This is a genomic window from Corallococcus silvisoli (assembly GCF_009909145.1).
In the GTDB taxonomy this organism is placed as follows: Bacteria; Myxococcota; Myxococcia; order Myxococcales; family Myxococcaceae; genus Corallococcus; species Corallococcus silvisoli.
Genome location: NZ_JAAAPJ010000003.1, coordinates 356,519 through 371,134, shown reverse-complemented (window position 1 = coordinate 371,134; position 14,616 = coordinate 356,519). Strand labels below are relative to the sequence as shown.

The window sequence follows — 14,616 nt, the reverse complement described above, 5'->3', positions numbered from 1 at the left end:
GAGGGATTGTGACATCCGGGAGGGCGTCCAGCGACGGAGGCACTCCCGGTTCATTTCACGGCCGCGAATCAACCCGCGCGCGGACGACGTCGCCGGGCCGCCAGCGCCACGAGCGCCAGCCATGCGAGCGGTGCCACCGGGGCCGCGCCGCAGCCGCAGCCAGAGTCGTCGGGCGGAGGCGGGGTCGTGCCGCCGTCGGTGCCGCCGTCACTGCCGCCGTCCGGCTGAGCCGGTTCGCAGCTGCCGTCGCCAACGCACACCGTCACCCGCGCTTCAGAAGGGACTCCGGCCGTGTCCACCACGACGAACCGCAGGGCGTGCGGGCCCGGCGAGAGGCCGGTGGTGTCCCAGCGGCCGTGCTCTCCGCCGAAGTGGAAGTGGTTGTCCGACCGGATGTCCGTGTATTCCAGCGTGCCGTCCACGTAGAACTCGGCGCGCGTGCAGCCCACGTCGTCCACGCAGTCGCCGAAGAACTCCGCCGTGCTGCCCGACACGCGCTCGCCCGAGGTGGGCCGCGTGAGGATCGCCTGCGGCGCTTCGTCCGCCTTCGTGGTGAGGGTGAAGGTCTGCTCCGCGTCTGGATTCACGCCGTTGGTCACCCGCACGCGCACGTCCACGGTGCCCGCCGCGGTGGGGGTCCAGGTGATGAGCCCGGTGGCCGCGTCGATGCCCATCCCCCGCGGCACGGTGCCCGTCAGCGAGTAGGTGGGCGCCGGCCGGCCCACCGCCTCCACGTCGTAGCGATAGGGGGCGCCCGCGACGGCGGTGGTGACGGGCGTGGAGGAGATGACAGGCGCGAGCGGGTCGTCGTCCACCTCCGTGGCCTCCACGGAGCGCGCGTCCAGCCCGGGGATGGCGAGGGTGAGGATGGCGACGCCGTCCACGTTGTCCGCGTCCTGCGCGGCGCGCAGCGTGACGGTCTTCGGCGTGCTCCAGTTGGACGTCGTGAAGCTGAGCGTGGCGCCGGACTCCACGGTGATGTCCTCGTCGCCCTGGGTGCGCGCCACGGTGACGGTGACGTTGGAGCTGGGCCGCTGGGACAGGGACACGTCGAAGGTCGCGGTGCCGCCCTCGGGCACGGAGACGCGGGTGGTGGACAGCACCAGCCGGGGGGCGTTGTTGTCGATGGTGGTGACCTCCACGGCCTCATCCGCCAGCCCGTCCGCCGACACCGTGAAGGTGGCGACGTCCGCTTCGGCGTCCGCGTCCTCCGCCGCCTCGATCGTGACGACCTGGGGCACGCTCCAGCTCGACTGAGAGAAGGTGAGGGTGGCGCCGCTGGCGACGCTCAGGTCCTCGGAGCCGCCCATCGCGCGAGCCACCCGCACCGTCACGGGGCCGGTGGGCGCCTGGGCCAGCCGCACGAAGAAGGCCGCGCGGCCTCCCTCCATCACCCGCAGGTGGAGCCCGGACACGACCAGCTTCTGCCCGCTCGCCGTGGGAGTCACCCGGCGGATGACGCCGTTGGTGTACCCGAGCGAATAGAGCGCTCCGTCCGGCCCCACCGCCATGTCCACGTTCGCGGAGAAGGCCGTCCCCCACGCATCCACCGTCGCCACCGAGTCATCCGCCGCCAGCGTGGCGCGCGTCACCTGCCCGGAGTTGTAGTCACCGAAGAAGTAGTTGCCGCGGTACTCCGGTGGGAAGAGGGTGGCGTCGTAGAAGGTGCCGCCGGTGATGGAGCCCCCCAGCGCCTGGGTCGTCGCGGTGCCTCCGCCGCTGCTCGCGTCCGGCAGGCCCGGCTGGGCCACGGTGAAGGTGGTGGTGGTGGGCGCGACCGCGGCGCTGGCGACGTAGAGGCCGCCGTTGAAGCTGGGCTCCCCCACGCCGCTGATGTTGATCCGCTCACCCTTGCGGAAGCCGTGCGCCCCCGTGGTGGTGAAGGTGGTGACGCCGCCGCTGCGCACCGCGCCCGTGGCGGTGAGGTTGCGCGTGTCCACGCCGTTGGTGCGGTACTTGATGAGGGGCGTGATGAAGTTGGCGGGCTGGTTGTTCTCGTAGGCGTTGTAGCCCGCGTGTTCGCCCCTGTTCACGGCGAAGACCTGCTCGTAGCCCGTGCCCACGCTGTTGACCCACAGCCTGCCGGTGCGGGGATGGAACGTGAAGGTGAACGGATTGCGGAAGCCGCGCGCCCAGATGTACTCGTTGTTGGGGCCCACGCCGTCGTTGAAGGGGTTGTCATTGACAGGCGTGCCGTCCAGGTTGGCGCGGCTCACCTTGGCCGCCAGCGACGTCAGGTCGGCGTTCACGCCCGTGCCGTTGCCCAGGTCGCCAATGGACCAGTAGAGCTTTCCGTCCGCCCCGAAGCCGATCCCGCCGCCGTCGTGGTTGTTGCCCGCGGTGGGCAGCTGGGTGACGACCTCCGTGCGCGCCGTGCCCGTGCCGTTGGCGTCCGTGTACCGGACGATGCGCTGCTCGGTCGCGGAGACGGTGACGAAGAAGTAGACGTAGCGGTTGACCACGTAGTTCGGGTCGAACGCGATGCCGATGAGGCCACACTCGCTGTTGGTGTGGACGGCCGGCTCCGTCGCGAACAGCCGGGTCACCAGCGTGGTGTTGCCCGGCTGTGTCTCCAGGGCGCCATCCTTCATGGCCACGGTGCGCACCACGCCGTTCTTGAGCGTGACGAACAGGCGCCCCGAACCATCCGGCGCCCACGCCATGCCGGTGGCCGGCGTCAGGCTGCTGGATGAGTAGTTCGTCTCCGTGAAGCCAGCGGGCACCGTGGCCCAGACGGGGGGACTCAGCAGCAGGAGCAGCAGGGCGGCCAAGGGGTGGGTTCGCATGGCCGCGACGCTACCGCACACGGTGTTGGACCCGCGTCCAACACCGGAAGAATCGCTACCGTGTCGCCGTGAAATTTCGGCGGATGAAGCAGCCCGGACTGCTCGCCTCGGTGGTGGCGGTCTGGAGCTCGTAGGTGCCCTGGAGCGTGGAGGGGGCGGTGGCCGTCTGGGGCGCGGGTGCCAGCACGGTGGCCTGGATGCTGGTGGAGGACCAGGTCGTCGCGGTGAGCTCCTGGGTTCCGGAGAGGTGGAGCTCCAGTCCGGGCTCGCCGTAATAGAAGCCCGACAGGTCGGCGCCGCCCAGCGTCGTTCCGACCCGCGTGTCCGCGTACGTCAGCACGAGCGGCCCCGTGGGCAGCTTCAAGCCCAATGCCTCGCAGCCCCCACCAGGGGGCGAGGTGTCCGCGAACTGGAGCGTGTAGCTGCCTTCAATCGCGCAGCCGCTCTCACAGACCGAGGGCGCGGGTTCACCGCTGCTTCCGCTGCCACAGCCCGGATTTCCCATGCCGCTGCCCATCGTCATCATGCCCACGGCAAGCAGCACCGGAGCGCGGAGGAGCGTCGCGGCCTTCGAGATGCGGGAAGCACGCGGGGATTCGGTGTGCATGGGGCTGGGACTCCAGGTGGGAGCGAGGAGGCGTCAGGATAGCCTGAGGCCTTTCACCCTCGCGCCTTGGAGCCCGGTGACGCCAGGCGGTTCATGGGCAGGGGGCGTCATCGCTTCGACCCCGCACGGCGAATGCCATCACCGCGAGGCTGCACGTCCCGTGACGTCAGCGGACCCGCGACGCGACGGGGAGTCGGGACGCGACCCCGGTGGCGGTGGGCGCCGTCAGGGCCTGGCTGAACCTCCGGGTGCCGTCCGACAAGGGGCCCCGTGCGACCTCCTGCCCGGAGTTGTCGAGCACCTGGGCGAAGACGCGGTCGAACCCCTTCTTGAGTCCCATGGACTCGTGGGGTTCCCCCTTGGAGTCCGCCACCATGTAGAGGGACGAGTCCAGCTCCGGAGGCGGGGCCTCGCCCTTCTCACGGAACAGGTCCTTCATGGCGTTGAGCGATTCGTCGTGGCCCTTGCGGATCTCCCCGCGAGCCATGCCCTTGAAGAGGCCCGGAACGTCGCGCAGGTCCACGTGGACGACGACGATGGGGCGCTGGGCGCGCACGTCATAGATGAACTGGTAGGCGCGCTGGCGCAGCTCGTCCCGGGTGCCCTTGTTGGCGTACAGCACGAGGGTCGGGCGGCCCTGCCCGATGGGGACTTCCTTGCCGAACACATCCTTGAGTTCGGCCGCGCTGGCCGGCAGGGCGGCTCCCAGCAGTCCGAGCAGGCAGGTCAGCAGGGCGGTCTTCTTCATTCGTTGGCTCCTAAGGTTGACGAGGCGCATGGGGTCCACCAACAGCGTCACGTCCACCCTGAATCCCCCAGCCGCGAATTCAATCCGCTGTCGCAGCGTCCGAAGCAGGGGGGCCGACGTAGCGGGCCCTGGGACGCAGCAGATGGCCCTGCTCTCGCTGCTCCAGCACGTGCGCCACCCAGCCCGCCGAGCGCCCCACCGCGAACACCGTGGACGCGGCGCCCTTCGGCAAGCCCAACGCCTCCGCGAGCATCACCAGCCCGACCTCCATCGAAGGCGCTGGATGTCCCGCCTCGCGCATCACCTCCACCACCGCGTGCGCCACGCGCACCCCCGGCGCCTCCGGGCGGACTTCCCGCGCGGCCTGGATGAGCGGGGGCGTGCGTGGATCCCCTCCGGGATACAGCCGGTGTCCGAAGCCCGGCACGGACCCGCCCTGGCGCAGATACTCGGCGACCACCTCCTTCGCCCGCGCGGGCCTTTGGACCTCCGCGAGGAGCGCCTCCACGCGGTCACACGCGCCGCCGTGCTTCGGTCCTGAGAGCGCCGCCATCGCGGCGCCAATGCACGCGTACAGGTCCGCGCCAGAGGAGGCCGTCACCCTCGCCGCGAACGTCGACACGTTCAGCTCGTGGTCCGCGCAGAGCACCAGCGCCTGGTTCAGCAACGCGGGCGCGCGGGGCGACCTGGCGGCCCACGCGCGTGCCAGGGAGTCCGCCACCGTCTTCTCCTGGAGCGCGCGCGTCACCCGTCCGGGGGCTCGCGCCACGCACACCCACGCCGCCAGGTGCCGCAGCAGCCCCCGGGCCCGCGCCAGCTCTTGTTCACGCGGCGCCGCGACGCGCAGCGCATCCCGTGCGCCCAGGAGCGACACCAGCGTCGACAGCACCTCCGCAGGTGGTGTCCCTCGGGGCAGCAGCGCCGCCAGCGCGGAGGGGGCGAAGGGCATGCGCGGCGCGCGCCACGCCGTTCCCCGGGGCTCCGGCAAAACGCCCGACCACAGCAGCTCCGCCACGTCCTCGAAGGACCGGCCCTCGGTGGCCAGCGCCACCGCGGGCTGGCGTCCCCGGTACGCCAGCCCCCGCGCCTCCACGCGCGACACGGCGGAGTCGATGACCGGCTCTCCCCACCGCAGCGCCCCCGCCGCCACCGCCGCGTGTCCCGCCCTGGCGTCATGGCGTGCCTTCAGCCGCTCCAGGTCCGCGCGCGCGTAGCGATTCTCCTTCGTCCCCCGCACCGGCACGCACCTCACCCAGCCGCGGCTGACGTACGTGTACAGCGTCGTGCGCTTCACCCCGAGCAGCGCCGCAGCCTCGCTCGCCGAGACCAGGGCTTCTTCCCGCTCAGGTCGATGGTCGAATCGAGATTGAGAGCGTCCACCCCGGCGTCTATCCATGCTCCACCCACCTCCTGGCTGCGGAGTGTCGACGCAGGCCGGATCCGCTGTCGACGTGTCTTTGCTCCAGGGCGGGGAGGGTCGAACACGGAGGACATTCCATGCACGTGGACTTTGGACGCACGTCGGAGGACTACGCCCGGCACCGCGCGGGCTTCCCGGACGCCTTCTTCGAGCGGCTGCTTCGCGAGGGCGTCTTCCATTCCGGCCAGCAGGTCCTCGACCTGGGCGCGGGCACGGGCACGCTCGCCCGGGGCCTGGCGAAGCGCGGGGGCCATGTCACCGCGCTCGATGTCTCCGCGCCCATGCTGGAGTCCGCCCGGCGGCTCGCCACCGAGGAGGGGCTGTCCATCGACTTCCGGGTGGCGCCCGCGGAGGAGACGGGGTTGCCCTCCAGCGCCTTCGGGCTCGTGACCGCTGGGACGTGCTGGCATTGGTTCGACCGGGCCGCCGCGGCCCGCGAGGCCCTCCGCGTGCTGGCACCCGGCGGGCGACTGGTCATCGCGCACTTCGACTGGCTGCCATTGCCGGGCAACGTCGTGGAGGTGGTTCACACGCTCATCGACACGTTCAATCCCTCACAGGTCGCGCCGTACGTCAGCTTCGGGAACGATGCGGGCGTCTACCCGCGCTGGTTCATCGACGTGGCCACCGCGGGCTTCACCGGCCTGGAGTCCTTCACCTTCGACACGGTCGTTCACTACTCGCATGAGGCGTGGATGGGGCGGGTGCGCGCCAGCGCCAAGGTGGGCCCGGTGCTCTCCAGCGACGAGGCCGCCCGCTTCGATGTCGCGCACGCGAAGCTCCTGGCGGACCGCTTCCCGCGAGCGCCCCTCGCCGTCCCCCACCGCGTCTTCGCCCTCCTGGCCACGCGGTGACGCGCGGCGAGTGACAGATGCGGAGACGCCCGGTGTTCGATCCTCCAGCCACTTGTTTCGCTGGAGGTCACAGACCATGGGCATCTCATTGGACCGTCGCTCCCTCATCCAAGCCAGCCTTGGGCTCACCGGGGGGCTCGCGCTCCTCCGGGGCGCTCCTTCCCTCGCGGCCCAGCCCCCGTCCGGGGCCTCCGCCTCCGCTGCGGCGCCCACGCCCTGGTATGAGCTGGGATTGATGGAGGACCCCATCATGGAGAGCCAGCTCCTCCACTTCCTGGCCGCGACCTACAGCGCCCAGGCGGACATCAGCGAGGTGCTGGACACCGCGCGGCGCGTCGTCCCGGGGGATGACTGGAGCTGGCCCAACGAGTGGGTCCACACCGCCGACCGCATCCGCACCATGGGCGACGCGAGCCTGGCCAAGCGTCACACCCTCAGCGCCGGCAATGCCTATCTGCGCGCCGCCAACTACTACCGCGCCGCCCTCATCCACCACCCCGAGCCCACCCACCCGAGCGTGGTGGCCACCGGGCGCAAGGCGGTGGATGCGTACAACAAGGCCCTGACGCTGCTCCGGATCCCAGGGACGCCGGTGCGCATCCCCTATGAGCGGACGACGCTGCCCGGCTACTTCTTCCGCTCGCCGAGCGCCCGGACCCTCGCGCCGCTGCTCATCTTCCAGCAGGGGCGCGACGCGTGGCCGGAGGAGTCCAAGTACGTCGTGGACGCGGCCCTCGCGCGGGGCTACCACTGCCTCCTCGTGCACGCGCCCGGGCAGGGCATGGCCATCCGCGAGCAGGGGCTGCCCTTCCGTCCAGACTGGGAGAACGTCATCCGGCCGGTGGTGGACTTCGCCGTGTGCATCGCGGGAGTGGACTCGCGGCGCATCGCGCTCCTGGGATGGAGCATGGGGGGCGCGCTGGTGCCCCGCGCCGCGGCGTTCGAGCGGCGCATCAAGATCCTCATCCCCAATCCCGGCGTCCTGAACTGGGGCCAGTCCTCCTTCGAGCAGTTCAACACCTACTTCCCGGACGTGATGCCGCTGCTGGAGAGCGACCCCCGGGCCTTCGACGCGGCCATGGCCCAGCTGATGTCGCAGGTGTTCCTGTATCGCTGGTACATGAAGGACTCGATGTGCAAGCACGGCGCGAGCTCGCCTTCGGACCTGCTCTTCAAGCTGCGCGAGTTCAACAACGAGCCCGTCGTCCACCGCATCCACTGCCGGACGCTGGTGATGGACGGCACCGCGGAGGCGTTCTCCCAGGGACAGGCCCGGCTGCTCTTCGACTCGCTGAGCTGCCCCAAGGACTACCTGCTCTTCACCGCGGAGGACACGGGCCTGCTGCACTGCCAGGAAGGGGCGCAGGCCGTCGCCAACCACCGGATGTTCGACTGGCTGGACGACGCCATCTGACGTCCCGCCTCAGCCCCGGGCGTCAAGCACGACGCGGAAGAGGGCCTCCACCTCCTGGGGCTCCAGGCCCAGCTCCCGGGCCCAAGCGCGGCGCACGGCGAGCAGCGCCTCCTTGCGCGCCGGCTCGTTACCGGGAGGCTGGGCGCGGCGCTGGCGACGGGCCAGCTCCGCGCGGCGGGCGAGCAGCTCCACCAGCTCCCGGTCCAGCTGGTCGATGTGCTCGCGCGGCTCGCGGACCTCCGGGGGGCCCGGCTCCAGCCCAGGGGCTGAGAGCCCCGCCGCCTCCCGCGCCTGGACTCCGGAGGGAAGGACTTCCAGGTCGCGGTGGATGGCCTGGAGCGCCGCGAGCAACCGCCCGCGCGCCTCGGTCGCGAAGGGGTTCTCCTGTTGGATGGCGTTGAAGAGGTGCCCCGCGTCCATGCGCACCGTCTCGATGGTGCGCGAGAGCGCCTTGAAGCTCGCGGGCGCGAAGGGCACGTCCACCGCGGAGCCGGAGTCCACCATCCCCTTGGCCACGAAGAACGTGAGCGCGTGCGTCCGGGCCATCACCCGGTCGTGTCCCTCCGGCGTCTGTTCGATGACCTCGCACCCCAGCGCCTCGTAGAAGCGCCGCGCGCGCGGGGCCGCGTCCGGATGCAGCGGGTTGGGGCAGAGCACGACGCGCATGGGCCGCTCCGCCATCGCGAGGCTCAAGGGCCCGAAGAGGGGATGCGTCCCGACCCAGGGCACCTGGGCCCCCAGCACCTCCGTCAGCGCCTCCACGGGCTTCACCTTGACGCTGCCCACGTCCAGCACCAGGTGGCGCGGCGTGAGGTGCGGTCGCAGCGTGAGCAGCACCTCGCGCATCCGAGGCACCGGCACCGCCACCACCACCAGCTCCGCGCCCTCCAGCAGCTCCGGCACCGAGCGCGCGCGGAGCGGCTCCGGCGGTTCGGCCACCGGGTCCATGGCGCGGTAGCCCAGCTCCGCTGCCTCGAGCAGCGTTCCCAGGGCCCGACCGAAACGTCCGTATCCGACGAGTGCGACTTGCGGCATGCCGCCCAGTCTACGCGGCGCCGCCGGACGGGACACGACCGCCGGGCTCCCCATGCGGGGCGCCCGGCGGCACGTGACCTTCCAGGGTGGGCGGCGGCGGACTACCGGGCGCGGAAGGCTTCCGCGGTGAGGCAGGCGTCGGTCTTCTCCGGGATGACGAAGAACGGCTGCGCGCGGCTCAGGCCCTGGGACACGCCCAGCCAGGGGTCGCCGATCTGCGAGGCGCCGTCATACACGAGCGCCAGCCAGTCGTTCTGCGACGCGGGGAAGGTGTCCAGGGTGTCCGAGTCGTGGTTGAGGTCCTTGGCGTAGGACACGGACTGGATGACGCCGTTGTTGTTGAAGTCCAGGTTGGCGCTCGCGGTGCCGCTGACCTGGATGCCATTGATGCGCACGCCGATGTGGGCCAGGTCCGCCTCCGTGGTGGGGGAGACGGGCGCGAAGGCGGAGACCTCGTTGATGGAGGACTCGCTGATGGAGGCGACGCGCACGCGCGAGTAGTCCAGCACGTTGTCCACGCCGTCCACCCGCAGGCCGTACATCTGGTACTCGTAGTTCATCTGGCTCAGGTAGTTGGGCTTGTAGTTGCTGTCGTCGTTGCCGCCATGCCGCAGGCCGATGTTGTGCCCCAGCTCGTGCATGAGGGTGCCGGCCTGCTGCAGCTCCGTGCCGCCCGCCGGGCTCCAGGCGCCCAGGGTCACGATGAGGTCATGGCCGGGGATGCCGCGCGACAGGCCGCTGGAGCTCGTCGTGCCGTAGGTGTTGGCGAAGAGGGCGTAGTGGAAGAAGGGCGCCCGGCGGGCCGGGAAGTACTTGCTCTTGAGGGTGTCCACGCCCTGCCACGCGGTGTCCAGGTTGGCGATCGCGTCCGCGGCGGCGATCTGCGAGTCCAGCACCAGGTGCAGGTTGATGCCCGTGGTGCCGTTGGGGTTGCTCACCGGCGCGTTGGCGAAGGCCGTCGTCACGCGGTCCAGCGCGGCCTGGGTGGGCTTGCGGTCGGCGTAGTAGTCCACCTCCACCAGGACGTCCTTCTTGCGCGGATCCACGCCGTAGTAGCGCAGGTCCACGCCGCCGTAGCCGTACAGCTCCGCGTAGTCGCTGATGCGGTCGCCGTCCGTGTCCGCGCTGTACGGGTTGGTGCCGTAGCGGGCCTCCGCCGCGTCGCAGATGCCGTCGCCGTCCGAGTCCACGGCGTTGGTGGCGCACAGGTAGACGGGCTGCACGTTGGAGACGCTGTAGTCGGTCCCGTCCTGCGTGACCGTCTCGTACTTGGGCCGGTGGTAGACGGTCACGGTGCGGTAGCCCGCGCGGGTGTAGACGAGCCGGAGCGCCTCCTCGCCGGCGGCGGGCATGACGATCTGCACGTGGTCCGCGCCGTTGTGGTTGCCGTACGCGTCGAAGACGTAGAGGCCCGACGATTCCGTCTTCTGGAACGTGGGGTTGCTGCCGCAGCCGTTGCCGGAGCAGACGCCGGAAGCAACGGTCACCGTCACGTCCTGCACGGCGCTGCCCGAAGACGCGTCGTAGACGTAACCGTAGACACATCCGTTCAAGCCGACGAGTGCCATGGTGGCCGTCAGCAGGCTCTTGTGAAACGTGGACATACATCCCCCTCGGAGGAGTCAGGGGTTGGCATCTCGAGCCAACCGCGACCTTTACGCCGGGGGCCGCGAATATTCTTTTCGCGAGCCTGGATTGACACGAAGGGGTCCGTGTTTTACCTCTAAGGCATCATGAGGCCCGTCTCCATCCATGCCCTGCCGACCCTGAGCGCTTTCGCGCCGGCGGCGGACGTGCGCCTCGCCCCCCGTCACGAGGTTCTGCTCGATATTTGAGCAGGCGGACCGGATGGCTCCGGTGCGCGCCGTGGCTGGTTGCCCGCACGCCGTGAGCGCCGTCTCCGCCTGAGTCGTCCCCGGGGTGTCTTCGTGTGTCCTCGCGCGTTCCCGAGCGGCCCGCCGTGCCGCTGGGGGTCCGTCGTGCGCGGGCGCGCCTGAAGACCTCCGGGGGCCAGTTCCTCAGCCCAACCAGCGCCTCAATCCAACACACCCGCGGGCCTCGCTGCCCGGACGGGAACGGGAGTCTTTCATGTCTCGCACCACGCGCATCGAGCGGTATCGGAACATCGGCATCATGGCGCACATCGACGCGGGCAAGACGACGCTCACCGAGCGCGTCCTCTACTTCACCGGCCGCATCCACAGCACGGGAGAGGTGCACGCGGGCTCCACGGAGATGGATTGGATGGAGCAGGAGCGCAAGCGTGGCATCACCATCACCTCCGCGGCGACGACGGCCTTCTGGCAGCCCCGTCACGGGCGGGAGGCGGGCGTGCCCCACCGCATCAACATCCTGGACACGCCGGGCCACGTGGACTTCACCATCGAGGTGGAGCGTTCGCTGCGCGTGCTCGACGGCGCGGTCGCGGTGTTCGACGCCAGCCAGGGCGTGGAGCCGCAGTCGGAGACGGTGTGGCGGCAGGCGGACCGCTACGGCGTGCCGCGCATCGCGTTCATCAACAAGATGGACAAGGTGGGCGCGGACTTCGCCCAGAGCGTGCAGTCCATGGTGGACCGGCTGGGCGTGCGCCCGGTGGCCGTGCAGTGGCCCCTGGGGGACGGCGCGGACTTCCAGGGGTTCGTGGACCTGGTGCGCCTGCGGCTCGTCCGCTTCGAGGGCGACGACGGCCGCTTCGATGACGACGGGCCGGTGCCTCCCGCCCTGTTGGAGGAGGTGATGGCGCACCGCATGCGCCTCATCGAGGCGTGCGCGGACGTGGACGCCACCGTGCTGGAGAAGTTCGTGGAGGGGCGCGTGGAGGACATCACCGCGGAGGACCTGGAGCGCGCGCTGCGCCTGGGCACCCTGTCGCGGACGCTGGTGCCGGTGCTGTGCGGGTCGGCCTTCAAGAAGAAGGGAGTGCAGATGCTCTTGGATGCGGTCGTCAACTACCTGCCGTCACCCGCGGACGTGGCCGCCGTGGAGGGCTGTGTCCCGGGCACCGGCGAGCACGTCAGCCGTCCCGCGTCGGACGCGGGGCCCCCCTGCGCCCTGGTGTTCAAGCTGATGAGTGACAAGGCCGTGGGCGGCATCGTGTTCCTGCGGGTGTACTCCGGCACGCTGCGCGCGGGCACCGTCCTGCTCAACCCCGTCACCGGACGGCGCGAGCGGGTGGGGCGCCTGATGTTCATGCACGCCAACCGCCGGGAGGAGGTGGGGGAGGTGCACGCGGGAGACCTCTGCGCGGCGCTGGGGCTCAAGGGCGTGCGCACGGGCGACACGCTGTGCGACCCGGAGGCGCCGGTGGTGCTGGAGGCGTTGAACGTGATGGAGCCCGTGGTGCAGCTCGCCGTGGAGGCGCGCTCGCCCGCGGAGCTGCCGAAGCTGGAGGAGGGGCTGCAGCGGCTGGCGGCGGAGGACCCGTCGCTGCGCCTGGGCGTGGACGCGGAGAGTGGCCAGGTGCTGCTGTCCGGCATGGGAGAGCTGCACCTGGAGGTGGTCGTGGACCGGTTGAGGACGGAGTTCGGGGTGGAGGCGCGCGTGGGACAGCCGAAGGTGGCGTACCGCGACACGCTGCGGAGCGCGGTGCGCCAGGAGTACCGCCACGTCCGCCAGTCCGGCGGGCCCGGACAGTATGCGTACGTGGTGCTGGACGTGGGGCCGGCGCCGCGAGGGGCGGGGCTCGTCTTCGTGGACGCCACGAAGGGCGGCACCATTCCCCGGGAGCTGGTGCCCGCGATTGAAAAGGGCGTGGCCGGCGCCATGGCGCGGGGCGTGCGGGACGGCGTGCCGCTGGTGGACGTGGAGGTGCGGCTGGTGGATGGGGACACGCACGTGAAGGACTCCACCCCGCAGGCGTTCGCGGTGGCGGGCTCGCTGGCGCTCCAGGAGGCCGCGCGGCGCGTGGGCGTGCAGGGGCTGGAGCCGGTGATGGAGGTGGAGGTGGTGACGCCGGAGGAGTTCCTGGGCGACGTGCTGGGAGACCTGGCGTCGCGGCGGGGACGGGTGTCGGGGATGGAGGCGAAGGGGGCGGCGCGGAGCGTGTCCGCGCGCGTGCCCATGGCGCGGCTCTTCGGCTACGTGACGGCGCTGCGCGGCCGCACGCAGGGACGGGCCCAGGCCAGCATGCGCCTGGGGACGTACGAGCCGGTGCCGGACGCGCTCCTGTCCTCCAGCGCCGAGGCGCGGGCGTGAGCTGAGGGCCGGGCCCCGGGCTCCCGAAGCAGGGAGTCCGGGGCGGTGTCGTCCCTCCCGAAGGTGCACACCGCGGGACGTGGGACGGCCGCCTTGGAGGGGGCCCGGAAGGAAGGCCGCACCCGCATGTCGATTTTCCGGCCGCTCGTTCGACGCGCTGTTGAAAGGAGCGTCGAGCGCGGCGAGCGGCCTGCCTGGTAGGGCTTGCACCCACGCGCAGGGGTGATTGAGTCCGTCGCCGTGACGGATTCCAAGGCACAGGCCGCGGTCCACGCGGTGTGGAGAATCGAGTCCGCGCGGCTCATCGCCGGGCTCGCGCGCATGGTGCGCGACGTAGGGCAGGCGGAGGAGCTGGCGCAGGACGCGCTGGTCGCGGCGTTGGAGAAGTGGCCGGTGTCGGGCGTGCCGGACAACCCGGGGGCGTGGCTGATGGCCACGGCGAAGCGGCGCGCCATCGACGAGATGCGCCGGCACAAGCTGCTCGCGCGCAAGCACGAGGAGCTGGGGCACGGGCTGGAGGAGGCGGAGATGCCAGACCTGGACGCGGCGCTGGACGACAACGTCGGCGACGACCTCCTGCGCCTCGTCTTCATCTCCTGCCACCCGGTGCTGTCCCCGGAGGCGCGGGTGGCGCTCACGCTGCGGCTGCTGGGCGGCCTGACGACGGAGGAGATCGCCCGCGCGTTCCTGGTGCCGGAGCCGACGGTGGCCCAGCGCATCGTCCGGGCCAAGCGGACCCTGGCGGAGAAGGGCGTCCCCTTCGAGGTCCCCCGGGGCGAGGACCTCGAAGCGCGGCTCGCGTCGGTGCTGGAGGTCATCTACCTCGTCTTCAATGAAGGCTACTCCGCGACCGCGGGGGATGACTGGATGCGCCCCGCGCTCTGCGAGGACGCGCTGCGCCTGGGTCGCATCCTGGCCGAGCTGATGCCCCGCATGCCGGAGGTGCACGGGCTGGTGGCGCTGATGGAGATCCAGGCCTCGCGGACCCGGGCGCGGGTGGGGCCGAACGGCGAGCCGGTGCTGCTGCTGGAGCAGAACCGCGCGCTGTGGGATCAGCTCCTCATCCGCCGGGGGTTCGCGGCGTTGAAGCGTGCGTCGGAGGTGGGCGGCGTCCAGGGCCCCTACGGGGTGCAGGCCGCCATCGCCGCCTGCCATGCCCGGGCCCGGACGCCGGAGGAGACGGACTGGGAGCAGATCGCCGCGCTCTACTCGACGCTCATGCGCCTGGTGCCGTCACCCGTGGTGGACCTGAACAGAGCCGTCGCGTTTTCAATGGCGTACGGCCCCGCCGTGGGGCTGTCCATCGTGGATCGGCTGCTGGATGAGCCGTCCCTCAAGCACTACCACCTGCTGCCGAGCGTGCGCGGTGACCTGCTCCAGAAGCTGGGGCGCCTGCCGGAGGCCCGGGCGGAGTTCGAACGGGCGGCGTCGCTCACGCGCAACGCCAGGGAGCAGGTGCTGCTGCGGGCCCGCGCCGCCGCCTGCTCGGGCGGGCCGTCGTCGTAGACCCCCGTCCGCGGGAGGGCTTGACCGCGGGCTCCCGCGACGAGCTTCCACT

At 71.2% G+C, this 14,616-nt stretch carries 10 protein-coding genes; 4 read left to right on the top strand and 6 right to left on the bottom strand.

The window, feature by feature from the left end; genetic code table 11:
* Positions 1-68: 68 nt before the first annotated feature.
* The 4 genes from GTY96_RS07960 to GTY96_RS07945 all read right to left on the bottom strand — a co-directional run bounded on the left by GTY96_RS07960 (position 69) and on the right by GTY96_RS07945 (position 5,537).
* The gene (locus tag GTY96_RS07960; protein ID WP_161664361.1) at positions 69-2,786 is read right to left on the bottom strand and encodes a PQQ-dependent sugar dehydrogenase; all 2,718 of its coding nucleotides are present in this window, start codon (positions 2,784-2,786) and stop codon (positions 69-71) included.
* Positions 2,787-2,841: 55 nt separating this feature from the next.
* Positions 2,842-3,393, bottom strand: coding sequence for a hypothetical protein (locus GTY96_RS07955; protein WP_161664360.1), 552 nt, complete (start codon positions 3,391-3,393; stop codon positions 2,842-2,844).
* Between the two features lie 166 nt (positions 3,394-3,559).
* The gene (locus GTY96_RS07950) at positions 3,560-4,141 is read right to left on the bottom strand and encodes a hypothetical protein (protein ID WP_143899495.1); all 582 of its coding nucleotides are present in this window, start codon (positions 4,139-4,141) and stop codon (positions 3,560-3,562) included.
* A 79-nt stretch (positions 4,142-4,220) separates the two neighbouring features.
* Positions 4,221-5,537, bottom strand: a complete 1,317-nt coding sequence (locus GTY96_RS07945) for a citrate synthase family protein (protein ID WP_161664359.1) — start codon at positions 5,535-5,537, stop codon at positions 4,221-4,223.
* Positions 5,538-5,638: 101 nt separating this feature from the next.
* Between GTY96_RS07945 and GTY96_RS07940 the strand changes: the two genes are divergently transcribed.
* Together GTY96_RS07940 and GTY96_RS07935 are read left to right on the top strand one after the other, a co-directional pair.
* On the top strand, positions 5,639-6,415 hold the full coding sequence (locus GTY96_RS07940) for a class I SAM-dependent methyltransferase (protein ID WP_161664358.1): 777 nt from the start codon (positions 5,639-5,641) through the stop codon (positions 6,413-6,415).
* A gap of 76 nt (positions 6,416-6,491) precedes the next feature.
* On the top strand, positions 6,492-7,829 hold the full coding sequence (locus GTY96_RS07935) for an alpha/beta hydrolase family protein (protein ID WP_161664357.1): 1,338 nt from the start codon (positions 6,492-6,494) through the stop codon (positions 7,827-7,829).
* A gap of 9 nt (positions 7,830-7,838) precedes the next feature.
* Here GTY96_RS07935 and GTY96_RS07930 read toward each other — a convergent pair whose 3' ends face one another.
* Entirely contained in the window at positions 7,839-8,864 is a 1,026-nt protein-coding gene (locus GTY96_RS07930; protein ID WP_161664356.1) for a prephenate dehydrogenase/arogenate dehydrogenase family protein, read from the bottom strand.
* Positions 8,865-8,965: 101 nt separating this feature from the next.
* Complete coding sequence (locus tag GTY96_RS07925; RefSeq protein WP_143899490.1) at positions 8,966-10,468, bottom strand: zinc metalloprotease; 1,503 nt, start codon at positions 10,466-10,468, stop codon at positions 8,966-8,968.
* 484 nt (positions 10,469-10,952) lie between these two features.
* Between GTY96_RS07925 and fusA the strand changes: the two genes are divergently transcribed.
* Together fusA and GTY96_RS07915 are read left to right on the top strand one after the other, a co-directional pair.
* Positions 10,953-13,058 (top strand): elongation factor G, encoded by a 2,106-nt coding sequence (gene fusA / locus GTY96_RS07920; RefSeq protein WP_143899489.1) that lies wholly within the window; start codon positions 10,953-10,955, stop codon positions 13,056-13,058.
* Between the two features lie 240 nt (positions 13,059-13,298).
* Positions 13,299-14,564, top strand: coding sequence for an RNA polymerase sigma factor (locus tag GTY96_RS07915; RefSeq protein ID WP_161664355.1), 1,266 nt, complete (start codon positions 13,299-13,301; stop codon positions 14,562-14,564).
* The last annotated feature ends 52 nt before the right edge of the window (positions 14,565-14,616 follow it).